The organism is Bradyrhizobium sp. NBAIM18 (genome assembly GCF_020193825.1).
Lineage (GTDB): Bacteria > Pseudomonadota > Alphaproteobacteria > Rhizobiales > Xanthobacteraceae > Bradyrhizobium > Bradyrhizobium yuanmingense.
Genome location: NZ_JADYVO010000012.1, coordinates 53,477 through 74,755, shown reverse-complemented (window position 1 = coordinate 74,755; position 21,279 = coordinate 53,477). Strand labels below are relative to the sequence as shown.

20 protein-coding genes are annotated in these 21,279 nt (G+C 64.4%); 13 read left to right on the top strand and 7 right to left on the bottom strand.

Annotated features, from left to right (window positions below; translation table 11 throughout):
* Window positions 1-22 precede the first annotated feature (22 nt).
* Complete coding sequence (locus tag I6F17_RS24480) at window positions 23-718, bottom strand: GntR family transcriptional regulator (RefSeq protein ID WP_157282741.1); 696 nt, start codon at window positions 716-718, stop codon at window positions 23-25.
* A gap of 351 nt (window positions 719-1,069) precedes the next feature.
* Here I6F17_RS24480 and I6F17_RS24475 point away from each other — a divergent pair, with 351 nt between their 5' ends.
* The 10 genes from I6F17_RS24475 (at window position 1,070) to I6F17_RS24430 (ending at window position 13,430) form a co-directional block, all read left to right on the top strand.
* Window positions 1,070-3,199 (top strand): acetate--CoA ligase family protein, encoded by a 2,130-nt coding sequence (locus I6F17_RS24475; RefSeq protein ID WP_036005664.1) that lies wholly within the window; start codon window positions 1,070-1,072, stop codon window positions 3,197-3,199.
* Window positions 3,200-3,392: 193 nt separating this feature from the next.
* Window positions 3,393-4,217, top strand: coding sequence for an IclR family transcriptional regulator (locus tag I6F17_RS24470; RefSeq protein ID WP_225124857.1), 825 nt, complete (start codon window positions 3,393-3,395; stop codon window positions 4,215-4,217).
* A gap of 122 nt (window positions 4,218-4,339) precedes the next feature.
* On the top strand, window positions 4,340-5,308 hold the full coding sequence (locus I6F17_RS24465; protein WP_225124855.1) for a tripartite tricarboxylate transporter substrate binding protein: 969 nt from the start codon (window positions 4,340-4,342) through the stop codon (window positions 5,306-5,308).
* Window positions 5,305-5,790 (top strand): tripartite tricarboxylate transporter TctB family protein, encoded by a 486-nt coding sequence (locus I6F17_RS24460; protein WP_225124843.1) that lies wholly within the window; start codon window positions 5,305-5,307, stop codon window positions 5,788-5,790. Before I6F17_RS24465 ends, I6F17_RS24460 begins: the two co-directional genes overlap by 4 nt.
* On the top strand, window positions 5,790-7,289 hold the full coding sequence (locus tag I6F17_RS24455) for a tripartite tricarboxylate transporter permease (RefSeq protein WP_225124833.1): 1,500 nt from the start codon (window positions 5,790-5,792) through the stop codon (window positions 7,287-7,289). Before I6F17_RS24460 ends, I6F17_RS24455 begins: the two co-directional genes overlap by 1 nt.
* 118 nt (window positions 7,290-7,407) lie before the next feature.
* Window positions 7,408-9,210, top strand: a complete 1,803-nt coding sequence (locus tag I6F17_RS24450) for an adenine deaminase C-terminal domain-containing protein (RefSeq protein ID WP_225124821.1) — start codon at window positions 7,408-7,410, stop codon at window positions 9,208-9,210.
* A 152-nt stretch (window positions 9,211-9,362) separates the two neighbouring features.
* Window positions 9,363-11,147, top strand: a complete 1,785-nt coding sequence (gcl, locus tag I6F17_RS24445) for a glyoxylate carboligase (protein ID WP_225124819.1) — start codon at window positions 9,363-9,365, stop codon at window positions 11,145-11,147.
* A 13-nt stretch (window positions 11,148-11,160) separates the two neighbouring features.
* Window positions 11,161-11,946, top strand: a complete 786-nt coding sequence (hyi, locus tag I6F17_RS24440) for a hydroxypyruvate isomerase (protein ID WP_057030057.1) — start codon at window positions 11,161-11,163, stop codon at window positions 11,944-11,946.
* Between the two features lie 100 nt (window positions 11,947-12,046).
* Entirely contained in the window at window positions 12,047-12,934 is an 888-nt protein-coding gene (locus I6F17_RS24435) for a 2-hydroxy-3-oxopropionate reductase (RefSeq protein WP_225124817.1), read from the top strand.
* 112 nt (window positions 12,935-13,046) lie between these two features.
* Window positions 13,047-13,430 (top strand): DUF1236 domain-containing protein, encoded by a 384-nt coding sequence (locus I6F17_RS24430; protein WP_036005622.1) that lies wholly within the window; start codon window positions 13,047-13,049, stop codon window positions 13,428-13,430.
* Between the two features lie 40 nt (window positions 13,431-13,470).
* On the opposite strand, the gene I6F17_RS24425 is transcribed toward I6F17_RS24430, so the two are convergent.
* The 3 genes from I6F17_RS24425 to I6F17_RS24415 all read right to left on the bottom strand — a co-directional run bounded on the left by I6F17_RS24425 (window position 13,471) and on the right by I6F17_RS24415 (window position 15,076).
* Complete coding sequence (locus tag I6F17_RS24425; protein ID WP_036005619.1) at window positions 13,471-13,842, bottom strand: antibiotic resistance protein VanZ; 372 nt, start codon at window positions 13,840-13,842, stop codon at window positions 13,471-13,473.
* A 77-nt stretch (window positions 13,843-13,919) separates the two neighbouring features.
* Window positions 13,920-14,516, bottom strand: coding sequence for a thiamine pyrophosphate-dependent enzyme (locus I6F17_RS24420; RefSeq protein WP_225111779.1), 597 nt, complete (start codon window positions 14,514-14,516; stop codon window positions 13,920-13,922).
* A gap of 8 nt (window positions 14,517-14,524) precedes the next feature.
* Complete coding sequence (locus I6F17_RS24415; RefSeq protein WP_036005614.1) at window positions 14,525-15,076, bottom strand: thiamine pyrophosphate-binding protein; 552 nt, start codon at window positions 15,074-15,076, stop codon at window positions 14,525-14,527.
* Between the two features lie 243 nt (window positions 15,077-15,319).
* On the opposite strand from I6F17_RS24415, the gene I6F17_RS24410 reads away from it, so the two are divergent.
* Together I6F17_RS24410 and I6F17_RS24405 are read left to right on the top strand one after the other, a co-directional pair.
* Window positions 15,320-16,369, top strand: a complete 1,050-nt coding sequence (locus I6F17_RS24410) for a hydroxyacid dehydrogenase (protein WP_225124816.1) — start codon at window positions 15,320-15,322, stop codon at window positions 16,367-16,369.
* A gap of 116 nt (window positions 16,370-16,485) precedes the next feature.
* Window positions 16,486-16,926: a flagellar basal body protein gene (locus I6F17_RS24405; RefSeq protein ID WP_036005608.1), complete on the top strand. Its 441-nt coding sequence runs from the start codon at window positions 16,486-16,488 to the stop codon at window positions 16,924-16,926.
* A gap of 36 nt (window positions 16,927-16,962) precedes the next feature.
* Here the strand turns inward: I6F17_RS24405 and I6F17_RS24400 are convergent, their stop codons facing one another.
* Entirely contained in the window at window positions 16,963-17,904 is a 942-nt protein-coding gene (locus I6F17_RS24400) for a dehydrogenase (protein WP_225124814.1), read from the bottom strand.
* A gap of 164 nt (window positions 17,905-18,068) precedes the next feature.
* On the opposite strand from I6F17_RS24400, the gene I6F17_RS24395 reads away from it, so the two are divergent.
* Entirely contained in the window at window positions 18,069-18,281 is a 213-nt protein-coding gene (locus I6F17_RS24395; protein WP_036005605.1) for a hypothetical protein, read from the top strand.
* Between the two features lie 3 nt (window positions 18,282-18,284).
* On the opposite strand, the gene I6F17_RS24390 is transcribed toward I6F17_RS24395, so the two are convergent.
* Complete coding sequence (locus I6F17_RS24390; RefSeq protein ID WP_225124812.1) at window positions 18,285-18,860, bottom strand: GNAT family N-acetyltransferase; 576 nt, start codon at window positions 18,858-18,860, stop codon at window positions 18,285-18,287.
* Window positions 18,861-18,866: 6 nt separating this feature from the next.
* A complete protein-coding gene (locus I6F17_RS24385) occupies window positions 18,867-21,224 on the bottom strand; it encodes an Orn/Lys/Arg decarboxylase N-terminal domain-containing protein (protein ID WP_036023350.1) in 2,358 nt (785 codons plus the stop codon).
* Window positions 21,225-21,279: the final 55 nt, after the last annotated feature.

Genomic DNA, 21,279 nt, shown 5'->3' with positions numbered 1-21,279 from the left:
TGAACGTTGCTTAAGTGAACAGTTACGTAAACAGTTCTTGGCCGTGCGCTTCGACGTAAGCGGCAAGGCCGAGGGTGTGATCGCGGGCGCGCTTCTCGGCAAGCTCAGTGTCGCGCGCTTCCAGCGCTTCGATGATGCCGAGATGCTCGGGCAGTGACGTCGCGGTGCGGTCCTTGCGTCCGATGGTCAACTGGCGATAGCCGCGCACGTGCAAGAGCAGGTCGTTGGTGAGATCGACCAGCACGGGGGATTCCGACAGCGAGATCAGCGCCTGGTGGAAGGCGATGTTGGCGCGCGAATATTCCTCGACGTGATCCTCGGGCAGTCGGTCCTTGCCGAAATCCTTGAAATAGTCGCGCAGCGCCGTGATGTCCTTCTTGCGCGCGGTGGTGGTGATGAGGCGGGCGGCCATGCTCTCCAGCGCCGCCCAGGCGCGGATCATGTCGACGATCTCGCTCTTGGTCCTGCGCACCACCATGATGCCGCGGCGGGGCACGGTCTTCACGAAACCGTCCTGCTCCAGCATCGCGATGGCCTCGCGGATCGGCGTGCGGCTGACGCCGAGCCGTTCGGACAGCGCGCGCTCGTCGAGCATCACCGGCTCGGGCGTCGAGTAGATGTCCATCTTGAGGATGGCTTCCTTCAAGGCGTCATACGCCTTGTTCTTGAAGCTGCTCTCCGGGGCAATACGAACGATTGCGATGTCTGCCTCGGCCATGTTCGGCAACGCCTTGGTTGGTTTCCGTAGTGACACGACGAATCTCCTCCACTGGGGAGTCGTCTTTTACAGGAATACTAACGGGAAAGTTTTTGGCATACCACATGCCAGAATGTCAAGCTGCCTATTTTTTGCGGCCTTCTAGGCCATGCATCAGCTTGACAAGTTGGCTTCTGGCATACCAAATGCCATCGCCAGCCATTTTTGATCCACGCCGGCGGAGTAGTCCTGAGGCTTATGCCACTCCGTACCGCCGCATGGAACAGAGCGCGGCGAATGGCAAGCATCATGGGCAGCCGCAAACGCGCGCGCGCTTTGAAAAGAACGAACTGAAGTCAAGGGAGAAGCCACATGTCCAATTCCAAAGATGCCGTCCGCAAGGTGCTTGACCAGGTCAAGGCGGACAACCGCACCAGCCTGACGGCCCCGGAAGGCAAGCTGGTCTGCGACGCCTACGGCATTCCGGTGCCGAAGGAGGGTGTGGCCAAGTCGGCGGGCGAGGCCGGCAAGATGGCTTCGTCCATGGGCTTCCCCGTCGTGATGAAGATCGTCTCGCCGGACATTCTCCACAAAACCGAAGCCGGCGGCGTCATCGTCGGCCTCAAGACGACCGAGGAGGCCGAGAAGGCCTACGAGACCATCCTCGGCAACGCAAAGAAATATAAGTCCGATGCCAAGATCGAAGGTGTGCAGGTGCAGCAGATGCTGGCCGGCGGAACCGAGGTCATCGTCGGCTCGATCACCGACGGCTCGTTCGGCAAGCTGGTTGCCTTCGGCCTCGGCGGCGTGCTCGTCGAGGTGCTCAAGGACATCACCTTCCGCCTCGCGCCGGCGACCAAGGAAGACGCGCTCTCGATGCTCGACGGCATCCAGGCGCACGAGATCCTGAAAGGCGTGCGTGGCGGCGAGCCGGTGAACCGCAACGCGCTCGCCGACGTCATCGTCAAGGTCTCGCAGCTCGTCACCGATTTCCCCGAGATCGTCGAGCTCGACCTCAACCCGGTGTTCGCGACGCCGAAGGATGCCACGGCGGCAGACGTCCGCATCGTGGTCGACTTCGCCTACAAGCCCAAGCCGAAGCCGCGTCCGACCGATGAGATCGTCGCGGCGATGAACCGCATCATGCAGCCGAAGGCGGTCGCCGTGGTCGGCGCCTCCGCGGAGGACGGCAAGATCGGCAATTCCGTGATGAAGAACCTCATCAACGGCGGCTACAAGGGTGAGATCTATCCGATCCATCCCAAGGCCGCCGAGATCCTCGGCTACAAGGCCTACAAGAGCGTCAAGGACGTGCCTGGTGTGATCGACGTCGCGGTGTTCGCAATCCCCGCGAAATTCGTCGCGGCCGCGCTGACCGAATGCGGCGAGAAGAAGATCCCGGGCGCGGTGCTGATTCCGTCGGGCTTCGCTGAAGCTGGCGCGCCGGAGCTGCAGGCCGAGATCGTCGAGGTCGGCAAGAAGTACGACATCCGCCTGATGGGGCCAAACATCTACGGCTTCTATTATACGCCCGCCAATCTCTGCGCGACCTTCTGCACCGCCTATGACGTCAAGGGCCATGCGGCGCTGTCGTCGCAATCGGGCGGCATCGGCATGGCCATCATCGGCTTCTCGCGCTCGGCCAAGATGGGCGTGTCCGCGATCGTCGGCCTCGGCAACAAGTCCGATATCGACGAGGATGATCTGCTCGCCTTCTTCGAGCAGGACCCGAACACCAATCTGATCGCCCAGCACTGCGAAGACCTCAAGGACGGCCGCGCCTTCGCGGAAGCCGCAAAGCGCGTGTCCAAGAAGAAGCCGGTGGTGGTGCTCAAGGCCGGCCGGACCTCGGCCGGCGCGAAGGCGGCGTCGTCCCACACCGGCGCGCTCGCCGGCAACGATCGCATCTATGAGGACGTGTTCAAGCAGTCCGGCGTGATCCGTGCCCGCTCACTTCGCCAGTTGCTCGAATTCGCCCGCGGCGTACCGGTGCTGCCGACGCCGAAGGGTGAGAACGTTCTCATCATCACCGGTGCCGGCGGCTCGGGCGTGCTGCTGTCGGACTCCTGCGTCGATAACGGCCTGTCGCTGATGTCGATGCCGCCGGATCTCGATGCGGCCTTCCGCAAGTTCATCCCGCCGTTTGGAGCGGCCGGCAATCCCGTGGATATCACCGGCGGCGAGCCGCCGATCACCTACGTCAACACCGTGAAGCTCGGCCTGTCGGATGAGCGCATCCACGCGCTGATCCTCGGCTATTGGCACACCATCGTCACGCCGCCGATGGTGTTCGCTCGCAACATGGTCGAGGTGAAGAAGGAGATGGAGGCCAAGGGTTTTGTGAAGCCGATGGTTGCCTCGCTGGCTGGCGACGTCGAGGTCGAGGAGGCCGCCGAATATCTCTATCAGAACGGCATCCCGGCTTACGCCTACTCGACCGAGCTACCGGTCGAGGTGCTTGGCGCCAAGTACAAGTGGGCGCGCGGGGCAGGGCTGCTCTGAGGCGTTGACGCCGCTTCGGCAGTCCGAAGCGGCGCCTTGCGGGGTAAGTCGTTCCGCGGCGATGCGCAGCATCGAACTATGGTGCGCAATTGCGCACCTAAGAACCTCGAGATTCCCCGGTGCGCAATTGCGCACCTGAGGTCTGGTCCTTCGGACCATCCCGGAATGACGAATTCCAAAGCGGCAGGTCGCGATGAGCAAGAACGTGATCCGGCGCAAATCGCTCGAGCCCAAATCGGCCTCGGAGGGCGATCACGAGAGCCGCGACGGTGGCGTGCAATCGGTCGACCGCGCGCTGTCGATCATCGAGACGCTGGCCGAGGACGACGAAGGCTATCGTCTGAGCGATCTCGCGATCCGCACCGGCCTGTCGGCGTCCACCGTGCACCGGCTGCTCGCAACGCTCGAAAGCCGCCGTTTCGTGCAGTTCGACCGTGGCGAATCCAAATGGCACGTCGGCGTGCGCAGCTTCACGGTCGGCGCCAGCTTTGCGCGGCGACGCAATTTCTCCGCACAGGCAATTCCATATTTGCGTAAGCTGCGCGATCTCACCCGCGAGACGGCCAATCTCGCCGTGGTCGACGATGAGTTCATCATCGTGTTGACCCGTATGGAAAGCCGCGAGATCATGCGCTCGCTGACCAAGGTTGGCGGCCGCGTCCCCATGGTGACCTCCGGCGTCGGCAAAGCGGTGCTCGCAACCTATTCAGACGAGGATGTCGGCGCCGTCATCCGTCATCACGGCATGCCCCGCCTGACCGAGAAGTCGATCGTGCGCCCGAGCGACCTGTTCAGGGAGCTTGAGAAAATCCGCAAGCAGGGCTTTGCCGTCGACGATGAGGAGGCGCAGATCGGCCTGCGCTGCGTCGCCGCGGTGGTATACAACGCGCTGGCTGAACCGCTTGCCGCGATCTCCGTATCCGGCATGACCAGCCGCGTTACCGACGAACGGTTGCCGGAGATCGGGCAGATCGTCCGGGAAGTTGCGGCCGAATTGACGGCCGCGCTTGGCGGGTGATCCCGGCGTCCTGCTGACCCAAAGCCCTGAGCCATGTCACTGGACAGCATCGGCCGTTTTGGTTGATATGCGACCAAACGACACAATGCGGCAAACGTCCGCATGAGCCTGGAGATGCCCTCATGTTCCGATTTCCCGCGCGCCTTGTCGGCGCAGCCGTCGCGTTGACTCTGGCGGCAGCCAATCCGGGCTTTGCCCAGCAGCTCGAGCTCAAGCTGATGGCGCCGGCGGCTCCGGGCGGAGGCTGGGACCAGACCGCGCGCTCGATGCAGCAGGCGCTGGTGGCTGCGGGCGTCGCCCGCAGCGTGCAGGTTACCAATGTTCCCGGTGCAGGTGGCAGCGTCGGCATCGCGCAGTTCGTCAACGGCGCCAAGGGCGACGGCAACCAGATGATGGTCAACGGCTTCGTCATGGTCGGCGCGCTCGCCATGAACAAGTCGCCGGTGACGCTGGAGCAGGTGACGCCGATCGCGCGCCTCACCGAGGAAATCCAGGTGATCGTGGTTCCCGCGAACTCGCCGATCAAGACTGCGCAGGATCTGGCCGCCGCGGTGAAGGCCGATATCGCGAAGGTCACCTTTGCCGGCGGTTCGGCCGGCGGCGTCGACCATGTGATGGCGGCCTTGTTCGCCGGCGCCGTCGGTGCCGACGCCAAGAAGATCAATTACATCCCGTTCTCCGGCGGCGGCGAGTCGCTGGCGGCGATCCTCGGCGGCAAGGTCACCGCGGGCATTTCGGGGCTCAGCGAATATGAAGGGCAGATCAAGTCCGGCAAGCTGCGCGCGATCGGCGTGACCTCGGAGAAGCGCATCGCGGGCAGCGACATCCCCACGTTCAAGGAGCAGGGCATCGACCTCGTGATCGCCAATTGGCGTTCGGTGGTCGCGCCTCCCGGCATCACGCCGGAGCAGCGCAAGACCTTGAGCGATGCGGTCGAGAAGATGGTGAAGTCTGACGCCTGGAAAGAGATCCTCAAGCGGAAGGGCTGGGAGGATGCCTATCTCGGCGGCGATGCTTTTGCCGACTTCCTGAAGAAGGAAACGGCCCGTGTCACCGACGTGCTGAAATCGGTCGGCTTGGTCAAATCATGATCTCGGGCGATCCCGTCCAGCCGCCGCGGCGCGTCGACCGCGCCGGTCTCGTCATCGCGGCATCGCTTGCGGTGCTCGCGGTCGTGCTGGTCTGGGACGCGCGCGGCCTGCAATCTGCCGCGATGTACGGGATGGGGCCGGAGGCGATGCCGGTCGTGGTCGCCTGCGGCCTTGCGCTGCTTGCGATCGGCAATTTCGTCGACGCTCTGCGCGGCAATCTGCCGGCACGCGAAAGCGCCGATCCCGTGCCTGTGGTTCTGATCCTCGTCGGTCTGGCGCTGCTGATCGCCATCATCGGCTTTGGCGGCGGCTTCATCCTGGCGACCTCGGCCCTGTTCGTGACGACCTCGGCGGCCTTCGGGCGCCGTGCCATCCTCATCGACGCCATCATCGCCCTCGTGATGTCGACCCTCATCTATCTCGCGTTCGACCGGTTGTTGACGCTGAGCCTGCCTGCCGGCCCGCTGGAGCGACTGCTGTGATGGATACCTTTGCCGCGCTGGCTCACGGCATGGCGGTCGCCGTCCAGCCGATGAACCTGCTTTACGCGCTGATCGGCGTGTTCCTCGGCACGGCCGTGGGCGTTCTGCCCGGCATCGGCCCGGCATTGACGGTCGCGCTGCTGCTGCCAGTGACCTACAAGCTCGACCCCGGCGGTTCGCTGATCATGTTCGCCGGCATCTATTATGGCGGCATGTACGGCGGATCGACCACAGCGATCCTCATCAACACGCCGGGTGAAAGCGCCTCGATGGCGACCGCGCTCGAAGGCAACAAGATGGCCAAGGCCGGCCGCGGCGGGCCGGCGCTTGCGACCTCCGCAATCGGTTCCTTCGTCGCCGGCACCATCGCCACCATTGGCTTGGCTTTCCTTGCGCCATGGCTGGTCGATGTCGCCGTGCGCTTCGGTCCGGAGGATTATTTCGCGCTGATGTGCGTTGCCTTCGTCACGGTGTCGGCGACCTTCGGCGATTCCCCAATTCGCGGCCTGACCAGCCTGTTCATCGGTCTGACGCTCGGTCTCGTCGGCATCGACAAGTTGACCGGTCAGGCGCGGCTTGCGTTCGGCGTTCCTGAATTGCTCGACGGCGTTGAAGTCACAACGCTCGCGGTCGGCCTGTTCGCGGTGGGCGAGGCACTCTACGTCGCATCGCGCCGCCACCACACCGAGGAGAAGCTGGAGCCGGTGCGCGGCTCGCTGTGGATGACCAAGGAGGACTGGAAGCGGTCTTGGAAGCCATGGCTGCGCGGGACCATGTTCGGTTTCCCGATCGGTGCGCTCCCGGCCGGCGGCGCGGAGATCCCGACCTTCCTGTCCTATTCGACCGAGAAGCGGCTGACGAACCATCCCGAAGAATTCGGCAAGGGCGCGATCGAAGGGGTCGCCGGCCCCGAAGCCGCCAACAACGCCTCCGCCGCCGGCACGCTGGTGCCGCTGCTGACACTGGGCCTGCCAACTTCGGCGACCGCCGCGATGATGCTGGCAGGCTTTCAGCAATATGGCCTCAATCCGGGCCCGCTGCTGTTTGCCGAGCGGCCCGACCTCGTGTGGGGCCTGATCGCCAGCCTGTTCATCGCCAACATGATGCTGCTGGTGCTCAACCTGCCGCTGGTCGGCCTCTGGGTGCGGCTGCTTGCGATCCCGCAGCCCTGGCTCTATGCCGGCATCCTCGTGTTCGCGACCATGGGCACCATCGCGGCAAAGCCGTCGGTGGTGGAATTGTCGATGCTCGCCGGTTTCGGCGTGCTTGGCTTCCTGATGCGCCGGTTCGATTTCCCGATCGCGCCCGTCGTCGTCGGCCTGATCCTCGGCCCTATCGCCGAAAGCCAGCTCCGCCGCGCACTTGCGATCAGCCTCGGCGATCCCATGACGCTGCTGCAGAGCCCGATCTCGGCGACGCTGCTCGGCATCGCGCTGATCGCGCTGGTGGCGCCCTTCGTGCTGAAGGGACTCGGCCGGTTCAAGGCGAATGAGGATTAGGAACCTCGCCGCGTGGTGCTTGCCCAATGCGTAAGCACGGGTGCCACATTATTTGAGTTGCCCCTGCCGCCGTCGGGGGCAACCATCGCTAGGCTGTCCCTGTATTGCGAGAGCCCCGATGACCAAACTCACGCGTTTCACCGTTGCTCCCCTGCACAGCATGACGCGGCGCTTGGCCGATGTTGCGTCGGCCCGCGTCGCGCCGGATCTCGTCGTCACCGGGGCGCGGGTGCTCTCGACCTATTCGGAGCGCATTCATCAGGGGCGGGAAGTCTGGATCACAGGCGGCCGCATCGCGGCGGTGAAACCGGCAGGCACAGCCAAGAAAGCCTGGAGCGATGTTCCGCTGTATGACGCCGCCGGTGGCATCATCGCGCCCGGCCTCGTCGATCCGCACATCCACATCGAATCCTCGATGGTGACGGCCTGCGCCTATGCCGAGGCTGCGTTGCTGAACGGCACCACCACGATCTTCTGCGACAGCCACGAGATCGGCAACGTCATGGACGTCGCCGGTGTGGAGGCGATGCTGGAAGATGCGCGCGAGGCGCCGCTGTCGATCTTCTTGACCGTGCCGAGCACGGTTCCCGCGACCTCGGCTGAACTGGAGACGGCGGGCGGCGACCTCACGCCGGACAAGATCGCCGGTCTCTTCGATCGCTGGCCCGAAGCGGTGGCGCTTGGCGAGAAGATGGATTTCGTGCCTGTCACGATGGGCGACGAGCGCAGCCATGCCATCCTCTCCGCAGCCTTAAAGCGGGGGCGTCCCGTTTCCGGGCATGTCTACGGCCGCGAATTCGTTGCGGCCTATGCAGCATCCGGCGTCACCGACACCCATGAGGCGATCGACCGCGACATCGCCGATGACCTGCTCGATGCCGGCGTTTGGGTGTTTTTGCGCGGGGGACCGCCGACCACGCCCTGGCATTCGCTGCCGCAAGCGATCCGAACGATCACCGAGCTCGGGGCCTCGCACAAGCGCACCACCGTTTGCACCGACGATCGCGATGCCGACGATCTCCTGCTGTTCGGTCTCGACTGGGTGGTGCGCGAGGCCGTGAAGGCGGGGATGTCGCCCGAGCAGGCCTGGTCAATGGGCTCTCTGCATGGAGCGACCCGCTTCGGGATGGAAGGCGATATCGGCGGGCTTGGCGGCGGCCGCCGCGCCGATCTCGTGCTGATGGACGATCAGCTCGAGCCACAATGCACCTGGTATGGTGGCGAGCTCGTGGTCGAGCACGGCAAGATCACCCCGCGTCTCGATCAGGCGCTGTCGCATCGCTACCAATATCCCAAGGGAGCCTATGCGACCGTCAAGCTGCCGCAGACGATGAAGCTGACGCCCGAATTGCCCGCGAAGGCCTGCACCGTCAACGCCATCAAGACCGCGCTGCCTGGCATCACGCTGATCCACGAGAAGGTCGCGATCGAACCCGCGCAAGACTGGCCGTCGCTGTTCGCGCGCTATGGCCTCTGCTTCGTCGCGGTGGTCGAGCGTCATGGCCAATCCGCGGGCAACGTCGCCCATGGCCTCTTGAAGGATTTCGGCCTGAAGCGCGGCGCGGTCGCGTCCAGCGTCGGGCACGACAGCCACAATCTCATCGTCGCCGGCACCAACGAGGGCGACATGCAGGTCGCCATCGCCGCCATTAAGGAGCGGCAGGGCGGCGTCTGCGTCGTCGCCGACGGCGAGGTGAGGGCGCTGGTTCCGCTGCCGATCGCAGGACTCCTGTCTGACAAGCGTGTCACCGAAGTGGCGGAAGAGGTGAAGGTGCTGAAGAAGGAATGGGCCGAGGCCGGCTGCACCATCCCGTACATGGGCTTCAATTTGATTCCGCTATCGGTCATTCCGGAAATTCGCATCACCGATAAGGGACTCGTGCTGGTGCCGCAGATGCAGCTGGTGCCGCTGTTCGAGTGAGCTGCTTTCACGCATCTGTTGATCTAACCGATTGACACGTCCACGATTTTCTCGTGGTTGCCGCATCGTGGAAAATAAAATCGGTCTCGTTGAGATCGGCTTCTGCGTATCTGATGATCTCGCTCGCTGACGCAATTTGAGCGAGGTCCGATATGGCGAAGATGCGAGCTGTCGATGCGGCCGTGCGTATCCTGGAGAAGGAAGGTATATCGACGGCCTTCGGTGTTCCCGGCGCTGCAATCAATCCGCTTTACTCGGCGCTGAAGAAGCGCGGCTCGATCCGCCACATCCTGGCGCGCCATGTCGAGGGCGCTTCGCACATGGCCGAAGGCTATACACGCGCCAAGGCCGGCAATATCGGGGTCTGTATCGGCACCTCCGGGCCGGCTGGCACCGACATGATCACCGGTCTTTACTCCGCGATCGCCGATTCCATCCCGATCCTCTGCATTACGGGGCAGGCGCCGCGCGCGCGGCTCTACAAGGCGGATTTCCAGGCGGTCGACATCGAGTCGATTGCAAAGCCTGTCACGAAGTGGGCACTGACGGTACGTGAGCCGGCGCTGGTGCCGCGTGTGTTCAGCCAAGCCTTTCACGTAATGCGCTCAGGCAGGCCGGGGCCGGTGCTGATCGACATGCCCCTCGACGTACAGCTCGCCGAGATCGAATTCGATGACGAGACCTACGAGCCGCTGCCGGTCTATAAGCCCGCCGCGACGCGCAAGCAGGTCGAGAAGGCGCTGGAGATGCTCAACGCCGCCGAACGGCCGCTGATCGTCGCGGGCGGCGGCATCATCAACGCCGACGCCTCGGACCTGCTGGTCGAGTTCGCCGAAATCGCCAACATACCCGTCGTGCCGACGCTGATGGGATGGGGCGCGATCCCCGATGATCACGTGCTGATGGCCGGCATGGTGGGTCTCCAGACCAGCCACCGCTATGGTAATGCCACGCTGCTGGAGTCCGACTTCGTGCTCGGCATCGGCAATCGCTGGGCCAACCGCCACACCGGCTCGGTCGAGACCTACACCAAGGGTCGCAAATTCGTTCACGTGGACATCGAGCCGACGCAGATCGGGCGCGTGTTCAATCCCGATCTCGGCATCGTCTCGGACGCAAAGGCCGCGCTCGAACTGTTCGTCGCCGTCGCCAGGGAGTGGCGGCGGTCAGGCAGGCTCCGCGAGCGCCAGGCGTGGCCTGCGGCCTGCCGCGACCGCAAGAAGACGATGCTGCGCAAGAGCCATTTCGACAACGTCCCGATCAAGCCGCAGCGCGTCTACGAGGAAATGAACAAGGCGTTCGGCCGCGACACCACCTATGTCACCGTGATCGGCCTGTCGCAGATCGCCGGCGCGCAGTTCCTCGGCGTCTACAAGCCCCGCAACTGGATCAATGCCGGGCAGGCGGGGCCGCTCGGCTGGACGCTGCCGGCCGCGCTCGGCGTGCGCGCGGCGTGCCCGGAGCGCGAGATCGTCGCGCTCTCCGGCGACTACGATTTCCAGTTCCTGATCGAGGAGCTCGCGGTCGGCGCGCAGTTCAATCTGCCCTACATCCACGTCGTCGTGAACAATTCCTATCTCGGCCTGATCCGACAGGCCCAGCGCGGCTTCGACATGGACTATCATGTCCAGCTCTCCTTCGAGAACATCAACGCGCCCGAGATCGGCGTCTACGGCGTCGACCATGTCGCGGTCGCCGAAGGCCTCGGCTGCAAGGCCATCCGCGTCACCGACCCGAAGGACACGCAGGCAGCGTTTGCGACCGCCCGCGAATTGATGGCCAAGCACCGCGTGCCTGTGGTGGTCGAGTTCATCCTCGAACGGGTCACCAACATCGCGATGGGCACGGAGATCGACAACATCGTCGAGTTCGAGGAGGTGCTGGACCTTCCGCTCGACGAAGTCGAGACCACGCGCGTGCTGCAGCCGGCGGAATAGGGGAAGAAGCACCATGCCGAAATTTGCCGCCAATCTCACCATGCTCTTCAACGAGATGCCGTTCCTCGACCGCTTTGCGGCGGCGAAGGCGGCGGGCTTTGCCGGGGTCGAATATCTCTTCCCCTATGATTTCGACAAGGCGCAGCTGCGCGAGCAGCTCGAGGCGCATGGCTTGACGCAGGTGCTGCACAATCTCCCCGCCGGCAACTGGGCGGGGGGCGAGCGCGGCATTGCGATCCTGCCCGACCGCATCGCCGAATTCCGCGACGGCGTGTTCCGCGCGATCGATTATGCCAGGGCGCTCGATTGCGAGCAGCTCAACTGCCTCGTCGGCATCGCCCCTGTCGACGCCGATCCGCACGAGCTTCGGGAGACGCTGGTCGGGAATCTGCGTTTTGCAGCTTCGACGCTGGCGCGAGAGAACATCAAGCTATTGGTCGAGCCCATCAACACGCTCGACATTCCCGGTTTCTTCCTCAACGGCACCGAGCAGGCGGTGCAGCTGATCTCCGAGGTGAGGTCGAACAACCTCTTCATCCAGTACGACATCTACCACATGCAGATCATGGAAGGCGATCTCGCCCGCACCATGCAGGAATATCTGCCTCAGATTGCTCACGTCCAACTTGCCGACAATCCCGGCCGTCACGAGCCCGGCACCGGCGAGATCAACTATCCCTTCCTGTTCCGCCACCTCGACGCGATCGGCTATCGCGGCTGGATCGGCTGCGAATACAAGCCGCGCACCACGACGCTGGAGGGCCTGTCGTGGCATGCGGCACAGACGTTTGAGACCTGAGAATATTGCCACGTCGGCGGTGCGCTCCCTCTCCCGCTAGCGGGAGAGGTGCACCGAGTGCGCGGATGAATTTTGCTACTTCAACTGTGAGAAATCAAACATGACCAACATCGGCTTCATCGGACTTGGCACCATGGGACGGCCGATGGCCGGCCATCTCCTGGCCGCGGGCCATCGCGTTCTCCTGCATGACGTTGCGCCGATCGCGCCAGAGCTGATGTCCGCGGGCGGCATCGCCTGCACATCCGCCAGCAAGGTCGCGGAGCAGGCGGACGCGGTCATCATCATGGTGCCGGATACGCCGCATGTGGAGGCCGTGCTGTTCGGCAAGGAGGGTGTCGCCAGCGGCATCTCCAAGGGCAAGATCGTCGTCGACATGAGCTCGATCTCGCCGCTGGCGACGAAGGAGTTTGCAAAAAAGATCGAGGCGCTCGGCGCTGATTATCTCGATGCGCCGGTGTCGGGCGGGGAGGTCGGCGCCAAGGCGGCGAGCCTCACCATCATGGTCGGCGGGCCGGAGCGGGCTTTTGGCACCATGAAGCCGATCTTCGACAAGATGGGCAAGAACGTCACGCATGTCGGCGCCAACGGCGACGGGCAGACGACAAAGGTTGCCAACCAGATCATCGTCGCGCTCACCATCGAAGCCGTGAGCGAGGCCCTGTTGTTCGCATCCAAGGCCGGTGCGAATCCCGCGCTGGTGCGCAAGGCGCTGATGGGCGGCTTCGCGTCCTCGCGAATTCTGGAGGTGCATGGCGAGCGCATGGTGAAGCGCAATTTCGATCCTGGCTTCCGCATCGAGCTGCACCAGAAGGATCTCAATCTCGCGCTCGAAGGTGCGCGTGCACTCGGCCTGTCGCTGCCGAGCACGGCGGTGGCGCAGCAATTGTTCTCGTCCTGCACCGCACATGGCGGCAAGGCCTGGGATCACTCCGCCATGGTGCGGGCGCTGGAACTGATGGCGGGGCATGAGATCGCCAGGGCCTGAACTGTTACGCGGTAACACTGTCCAGTGATGCATCTTTCGTCGCAGGGGAACCGGAACAATGCTCCGGCCCCGCGGGTTGAAGGCGCAGGACAATCACTGGAGACAAAACACCATGAAAACCCGTCTTGCGATTACGTTGGCTGCAGCGTCGCTGCTGGCGTCGAGCGCAGCCTTTGCTCAGTCGACGACCGAACAGGGCGCCAGGGACGGCGCGCGTGCAGGTGGCGACATCGGCGGCCCGATCGGTGCAATGGTTGGCGGCACCGTGGGTGCAGCCGTCGGCGCCGGTCTCGAAATTCCGAATGCGGTCCTCGGCGGAATTCCTCGCAGCGACTCCGTCGTGGTCCAGGAGCGCGTCGTGGTCGGCGAGCCGCTGCCTCCGACCGTGGTGCTGCGGCCGGTGCCGAACTACACCGAATATCGCTATGCGGTCGTGAACGATCGCCGTGTGATCGTCGAGCCGCGCACACGCCGCGTGGTCAAGATCATCGACTGATCGACGCAATTCTTTGTGCTGAGCAGGGCCCTGCGGAGCATCACTCCGCGGGGCCTTCGCTTGTCATGGCGGAGCTGGTGCGAAAGCGCGAGAGTAGCCGGTCTGCGGCGGCGGCGAGTGCAAAGCCGAGGCACGCGGTGGCAGCATCGACCAAAAAATCCACCAGCCGCGCGTGACGGCCGGGTGCCCAAAATTGCATCAGCTCGAGAACGCCGATCAGGACGACCGCGGCCGCTGCGCTCAGCAGGCGCCGGCGTGGATAGGCGAGGCCGAAGGCCAATCCCACCATGACGAAGGCAAGCGCATGTTCGCCGTCCTGACCGAGGTCGGAATGGGGGCGAAGGCCGGGAGGACCGAGGGTGGCGAACGTAACGGCAGCGGCGAGCAGCCAGGCAAAGGTACGAATGAACATCCGGGTCGCTTAGCACGAATTTGGTCGGGTTGTCGCGAGGCTCGTATCAGATCGCCGTGTAGTTAATGACAAAAATGTTAAAGCGGATCGCGCACGCCGAGGCCATGCATGAACCGTTCCCGGATCTGCACGGGGTCGCGCCGGGTGGTGCCCACGCCGGGCTTGTCGTCGATCCTGACCGCGATCAGGCTCGGCTCGGAAGCGGCCATGGCGTCGTCGACCAACCGCTCGAAATCTTCCTCGTCCGCGGCCCAGGCGCTGCTCGCAAGACCAGAGCCAATGGCAATGGCGACGATGTCGGCAACGTTCGCTGCCGGCGTCGGCTGCGCCCCGGTGATTTGGTAGATGCCGTTGTCCATCACGATCATCGTGAGGTTCTTCGGCTTCAAGGCTGCAATCGTCGAGAGCGCACCGAGCTGCATCAGGAGCGAGCCGTCGCCTTCGAGCGCGAAGACGCGGCGGTCGGGCTGCGCCAGCGCCACGCCGAGCGCGATCGGAAAGGCGAGTCCCATGCTGCCCAGCATGTAGAAGTTCTGCGGGCGGTGGCCGGCGGCCCACAGATCGAAATTGGTGTTGCCGATGCCGCCGATCACGGCTTCCTCGTGCTTCAGCTTCGCGATCAGCCGCGAGGTGACGTCGAAGCGGTTCATCACCTTGGTGTTGCCAGTGTTCACCGTCGGCCTCACTTGTCGAAGACCTTGCCGCCCGTCAGCAGCGGGTTGAGGATCAACGCCACCGGCGCCTGCGTGGTGACGGCCTGCTTGATCGAGCGGTCGGCGATGAATTCGAGCTCGTCGAGCCGGGTGATGGTGTGATGCTCCAGCGCCAGCGAATCCAGCACCGGTCGCATGGTGCGGCAGACCAGGGACTGGCCGTAGTTGAATTCGCCGAGCGTGCCGCGCTCAGAGACGAGCATGATCAGCGGAATCTGGTAGGGCACTGCGAGCGAGGCCAGCACGTTTGCGAGCGTCGCAAAGCCGGAGGTCTGCATCAGCACTGCGCCGCGCCGACCGCCCATCCAGGCGCCGGCGACGATGCCGACGGCCTCTTCCTCACGGGCGGTCGCGAAAGTGGTGAAGAAGGGATCGGCGTGCAGGTTCTTGATCAGCGGCGTCAGCACGCGGTCCGGCACGTAAGGGATCAGGTTGATCTCGTTCCGCTTCAAGGTTTGCAGGACGATGCCGTGCCAGCTTCCGTCGCTGCTCCCCTGCGGCTGCTGTTCCGCAATCGCCATCGCGCTCTCCCTGGGGCCGCGCATGCTTCTTGGTTCTTGCCGTCGCGGCGGTCTGCCGAACTTGACGCGGGCAGCGGGATTGTCAACATGTCCGCGCCGTCACCTTGATCTGCGCCAGCAGGCCTGCCGTGGCCGGCACCGCCATGGCATAAGCGGCGACAACCAGAACACGGGAGGGGGCATAGGAGGGCGCGCATCGCGCTGACCGTGCGGATCTCCCGCGAACGAGCCGGAAGGGTCCTGATGTCCGTCAACAACAAGCGCGTCGTCTACTCCAATTATTTGGCCAATCCGATCTATATCGACATCCTGAAGGCGCGGTCCGACGTGCGGGTCGATCGCATCGAAAATGGAAGCCCTGAGGATGTTTATGGCCCGCTCCTCGGCGCTGCCCACGTCTACCAGGTCGGCGCCGCCCGCGATGAGCTCGCCCCGCATTTCCATGTCGATGCCGCCTTCCTGAAGCGGACGCCGAATTTGCTGCTGGTCTCCAGCAACGGTGCCGGCTTCGATCCCGTCGACGTCGAGGCCTGCACGGAGGCAGGCGTCGTAGTCGTCAACCAGTCCGGCGGCAACGCCCATTCGGTCGCCGAGCACGCGCTGGCGATGATGCTGACGCTGTCCAAGCGCATCATCCAGTCGGATCGCCGGCTGCGCCGCGAGCGCGACGTGAACCGCAACGATCTCGTCGGCAACGAGGTCGAGGGCAAGACCGTCGGCATCATCGGCCTCGGCAATGTCGGCCGGCGCATCGCCGCCTTGTGCAAGGGCCTGCTCGGCATGACAGTGCTTGCCTACGATCCGTATTTGTCGGCCGAGGTGATGGCCGAGCGGGGCGGGGAGAAGGTCGAGCTCGACGAGCTGTTGCGCCGCGCCGATTTCGTCTCGATCTCATGCCCGCTCAACAAGGGCAGCCGCAACTTGATCAGCACACGCGAATTCGCGCTGATGCAGCCGCATGCCTATTTCATCACCACCGCACGCGGCTTCATCCACGACGAGGACGCGCTGCTGCAGGCGCTGCGCGACAAGCGCATCGCCGGTGCCGGCCTCGACGTCTGGTCCAAGGAGCCGCCGCCGCCGGAGCATCCGCTGCTCCAGTTCGACAACGTGCTGGCGAGCCCGCACACGGCAGGCGTCACCATCGAGGCGCGCCAGAACATGGGCCGGATCGCCGCCGAGCAGGTGCTGGATGTGCTCGACGGCAAGCGCCCGCCGCGCATCATCAATCCCGAAGCCTGGCCGCGCTATGCCGAGCGCTTCAAGCAGGCTTTTGGCGTGACGCCGGGGTAGGGCGCGCGAAGCCCAGTCGCGCGCCGATCCTTGGTTATCAGGATGAAAACGGAGAGCCGTGGATTTTACTGATGGCGTGAATGAACGCGTATGACCTCTCCTGTAGATCAGGGAGCATGAGCATACTTTCGATTGCGACATCCGGACTTTCTGCGGCGAGTTTGCGCGTGAACGTGGCGGCGAGCAATATCGCCAACATCAGCACGACCGGCCCACTACCCGCGTCAGGCGGGTCGAGCGCATCGGCCGGTGCGGGCATTGCTCCAACGTTTCCTGCAGCCTACGTGCCCTTGCGGGTCGATCAGGTCTCCCAGTCGAGCGGTTCGACGCCGGGCGGTACGGTTGCGACCGTATCGACGGTATCGCCGAGCTATACCGCGCAATCCGACCCGAGCGCTCCCTTCGCAAACCAGGACGGCCTGGTGGCAGCGCCGAATGTCGATCTTGCTAGCGAATTCGCTCAGCTGGTGACCGCAAAATACAGCTTCGTTGCCAATGCGAAGGTCATTCAGGCCTACGCCGAGACGCAAGACACGCTCCTCGACATCAAGGCGTGAGGGCTGACGTCGGCCGTGTCTCGCCAGCCTGGGCCACTACCCCAGCTTTGCGCCGAGCTGCTGGAACACGGCCTCGCAGGTCATGAGGTCGAGATGGCCGCCGCCCGCGTTCTTGAAGAACGTGATGTCGGACGGTGACGTTCGCCCCTGCACAAGGCCGCCGACGAGGTCGTAGAGGTCGCCGAGGACGTCCGCCTCGCTGATCGCGCCGCTCGCGATCGGCTGCAGGATGTCGCCGACGCCGTGGAAGGCGGATTCCCGCCGGTCCACGAAGACGCGGGAGCGCTTGGCCGCCTCGTCATCAGCCTCCCGGGTTTGCGGTGTGTAGCCGCCGACGAGGTCCAGATGCGTGCCCGGCCGCAGATTGCGGCCCTTGATCAGCGGCTGATGCGCGCGGGTGCAGGTGGTAATGACATCGGCCTCGCGCGTCGCGGCGTCGAGATCCGTGATTGCTTCCGCCTTGATGCCGGCCTTCGCCAAGCGTTGAGCGAGATCCACGCCCCGGTCCGGGCTGCGATTCCAGATCAGCACGCGCTCCAGTGACGGCCGCACGGTGCGATGACCCCGGATCAGCCATTCGGACATCTCGCCGGCCCCGACGCAGAGCAGCGTCTCGGGATTGGGCGGGGCGAGCAGTTTCGTGGCCAACGCGGAGTCGGCTGCGGTGCGCCAATGCGTGATCTCGGTCCCGTCCATCGCCGCCAGCGGCCGGCCGTTGGTGCCGTCGAACAGCACGCACACGGCCTGCACCGCCGGCATCCTGCCTTCGGCCAGATTGGCTGGAAAGCTGGTGAACATCTTGCTGGCCATGTATCGGCCGGGATCGACGGCGCTGCGGATGACGTATTGCCCCCTCTCGTCTCCAAGGAAGGCGTCCAGCACCTCCATCTTCGGCCGGCGATGCGCTTCTTCGAGGGCCGCAATCAGGATCGGAAAGGTCAGAGCCTTCGTGACTTCGGTATCGGAGGCAAAGTGCAAGGTAAGTTCCTCATTGGCGACCGGCATTTGCCCATAAACCCGCGCGGCAGGTTCCGCAACGAATCTTCCGCCGGGACTGGACAAGCCTTGATCCGCGTCAAAATCTCCTTTCCCCGTCCGGCCTAAATGGGACTAGAGTGCCGGCGGGCAGGCAGGGAGGTCCCATGTCAACTTATGTCGTCAGGTTCATGAAGGACGTGCTCGGCGAATACGGCCGGCAATGCGAGGTCTGCCAGGGCACGCTCGAGATCGACGCCGCCGACGAGGACGAGGCCAGGGAACGGGCGAAAGCGAGGTTCTGCAAGGACCAGGCGTTGCATCACTGGTCACTGCATGCCGACCGCATCCATGTCAGACCCGCCGACTTTCCGTCGTAGCGACTAGCGCCCGGGTGCCGTGACGGGCGGGGGCGTCGTCGTCCCCGCGCCGAGCGAGCGTTGCACCATGACGGTGTCGGACCAGCGGCCGTGGCGATAGGCAACGCCGCTGAGCAGGCCGGCGCGTGCGAAACCGAACCGCTCGTGCAGCGCCAGCGAGGCCGCGTTATCTGCATCGATATAGCCGATCATCTGGCGGAAGCCGGCCGCCGCGCAGGCGTCGATCAATTCCTGCAGCAACAGCCGTCCGACCCCGCGGCCGAGATGGGCGTGATGGACGTAGATCGAGTGCTTGGCGGTGTATCGATAGGCCGGCCTTTTGCGGAACAGCACGGCATAGGCATAGCCGACGACCTCGCCGCGCCAGGTCGCCACCAGATGCGGCAGGCGGGTCTGCTTCAGGTTCTTGCGCCGGTCGCGCAGATCGTCCGGCTCTGGCGCACCGGTACCTGCGACATCGCGCGGCACGCCGTTGCGGACGTGATGGCGGTAGATCGACAGCATCGCCTCGATGTCGCTTTCGCGTGATGGCCGAACCAGGACGGGTTCATCGCTCGCGCGCGCAGCTGCTTCGTTCATCGGCACCTACTCGGTCACGACATAAGTGTAGAGCCCGATGCGCCCATTCGCATCGACCTCCTTGTAGACGCCCTGGATCTCGACGTCGAAGCCCGGAAATGTGTTGAAGCAGGTCTCGAACATCTTGAGATAATCGATCATGGGCTTGGCTCGTTCCGTCAGCCGCTCGCCGGGCACGATGGTGGCGATGCCGGGCGGGTAGACCACGAACGGCGTGGTCGCGATTCGGCCGGCGATCGCCTCGATCGGGAGGTAGTCGACGTCGTTCTTGAACAGATATCGCGCGGCATCGCGGGGCGACATCGCGATCTCGGGCATATGCTCGGGCATGAACTGCCGCGCCTGGAGCGCGCTGACATCGGCGGTGCGGAAGAAACGGTGCATCTCGCCGCAGAGGTCACGCAGCCGTGCACCGGCGTAGCGCGCCTGCCGCCTCTGATAGAATTCGGGGATGACGTCGGCGAGCAGCGCATTGTCGTCGTGCAGTCGCTTGAACGCGACGAGGCCGGAGATCAGCGTGCCCGCCTTGCTCGCCTCGACGCCGGGCGTGAGCAGGAAGAGCAGGGAGTTGAGGTCGTTCTTCTCGGGGACGATGCGGTTCTCGCGCAGATATTGCGCGACGACCGGCGCGGGAATGCCGTGCTCGGCATAAGCTCCCGTCGCACGATCGAACCCGGGCGTGAGCAGCGTCAGCTTGTTCGGATCGGTCATGGCAAAGCCTTCCGCGAGATCGGGAAAGCCGTGCCAGTTGGTATCCGGGGAGAGCTGCCACAGCGCGGGGTTGGTGGCGAGCTCGTCGGTCGAGAGAGTCTCCCAGGCGACGTTATGCGCCGCGCCGGGACGGCTGACATCGGCAATGGCGACGCGATCGGGAACGAAGGGCTCGAAGAACCAGCGGCGATCCGGGTTCTGCTCCTTCTCCTCGAACTCCTGGCGCATCGCGCGGATCTTCTTGCGCAGCTCGATGCCGAGCCGGATCGTGTCGTCCCACAGCACTTCGCCGGAGCGGCCCTTCATCATCTGTGCGCCGACGTCGAGCGAGGCGAACAGCGGGTAGAACGGCGAGGTCGAGGCGTGCTGCATGAAGCTCTCGTTGAAGCGGCGGTGCTCGACGCGACGCTTCTGGCCGCGGATATGGCGGTCCTTGATGTGGATCTGCGAGGCCTGCGAGAAGCTTGCCAGCTGCTTGTGGGTCGACTGCGTCGCGATGATGCCGGGGGCGTCGGGCGAGAGATTTACCAGCCCCATGGCGAAGCGGCCGGCATAAAGCGGGTGGAATTTCATGAAGCCGGCCCAGGCCTCGTCGAACAGGATGTAGTCGCAGAGGTGGCCGATACGCTTGATGATCATCTCGGCGCTGTGGATCGAGCCGTCATAGGTGCACTGCTCGACCACGGCGACACGGAACGGTCGCTCCTTGCGCCAAGCGTCGCGATCGTTCACCAGGGGATGGTTGCGGATCGCCTCGCGCAAGCTCTTCTCTTCGAGCCGGTCCCAGCGCATCGGGCCGATCAGTCCCCAGGCGTTGCGAACGGTCGGCACATAGACCGGGATGCCGCCATTGATCATCAGCGCGCCGTGATGGGCGGCCTTGTGGTTGTTGCGGTCGAACAGCACGAGATCGCCGTCGGTGACGAGGGCGCCCAGCGCGACCTTGTTCGAGGTCGAGGTGCCGTTGAGCACGAAATAGGTCTTTTCCGCACCGAAGATCGCCGCCGCTTCCTTCTGCGCCCTCAGCGCCGGGCCCTCATGGGTGAGGAGGTCGCCGAGGTCGAGCACGGAATTGTCGAGGTCGTCGCGGAACACGGATTCGCCGAGATGCTCGACGAACACGCGCCCGATCGGGCTGCGATTGTAGAACACGCCGCCATTGTGGCCCGGGCAGGTCCAGAGCTGGTTGCCTTCCTCGGCATAGTCGACCAGCGCGCCGAAGAACGGCGTCTTCAGCGTCTCGGCATATTGCTTCAGACGGCTGATCAGGTTCTTGGCGATGAAGGTTGGAGTCTCCTCGGACAGGAAGACATAGCCGTCGATGAAATCGAGCACCTCGACCGGCAAATCCTCGAACCGCTTGCGGCGGATCAGGAGGATGATCGGGAAGTCGAGGCCGCGGCGGCGCATCAGGTTGATCAGCGCCGAGGTCTTGCCCTCCAGGCCCTTCTTGCCCCAGTCCACCACCATGCAGCCGATCGCGGCGTCGGTCTGCACCGCCATCTCGGCATCCTCCAGCTTGCGGGCCCGGACCACTTCGAAGCCGGAGCGCTGGATCTCCTCGATGATCTGGTTGAAGCGGACGCCTTCGAGATCGTCGGCGTCGAACACAGGTGCGGCGAACAGGAAGTTGAAGCGCTTGAAATAGTCCATGTCGGATCCCGAATGTGCAGGCGATACAGCTCTCGACACATTCGATGACAGTTGG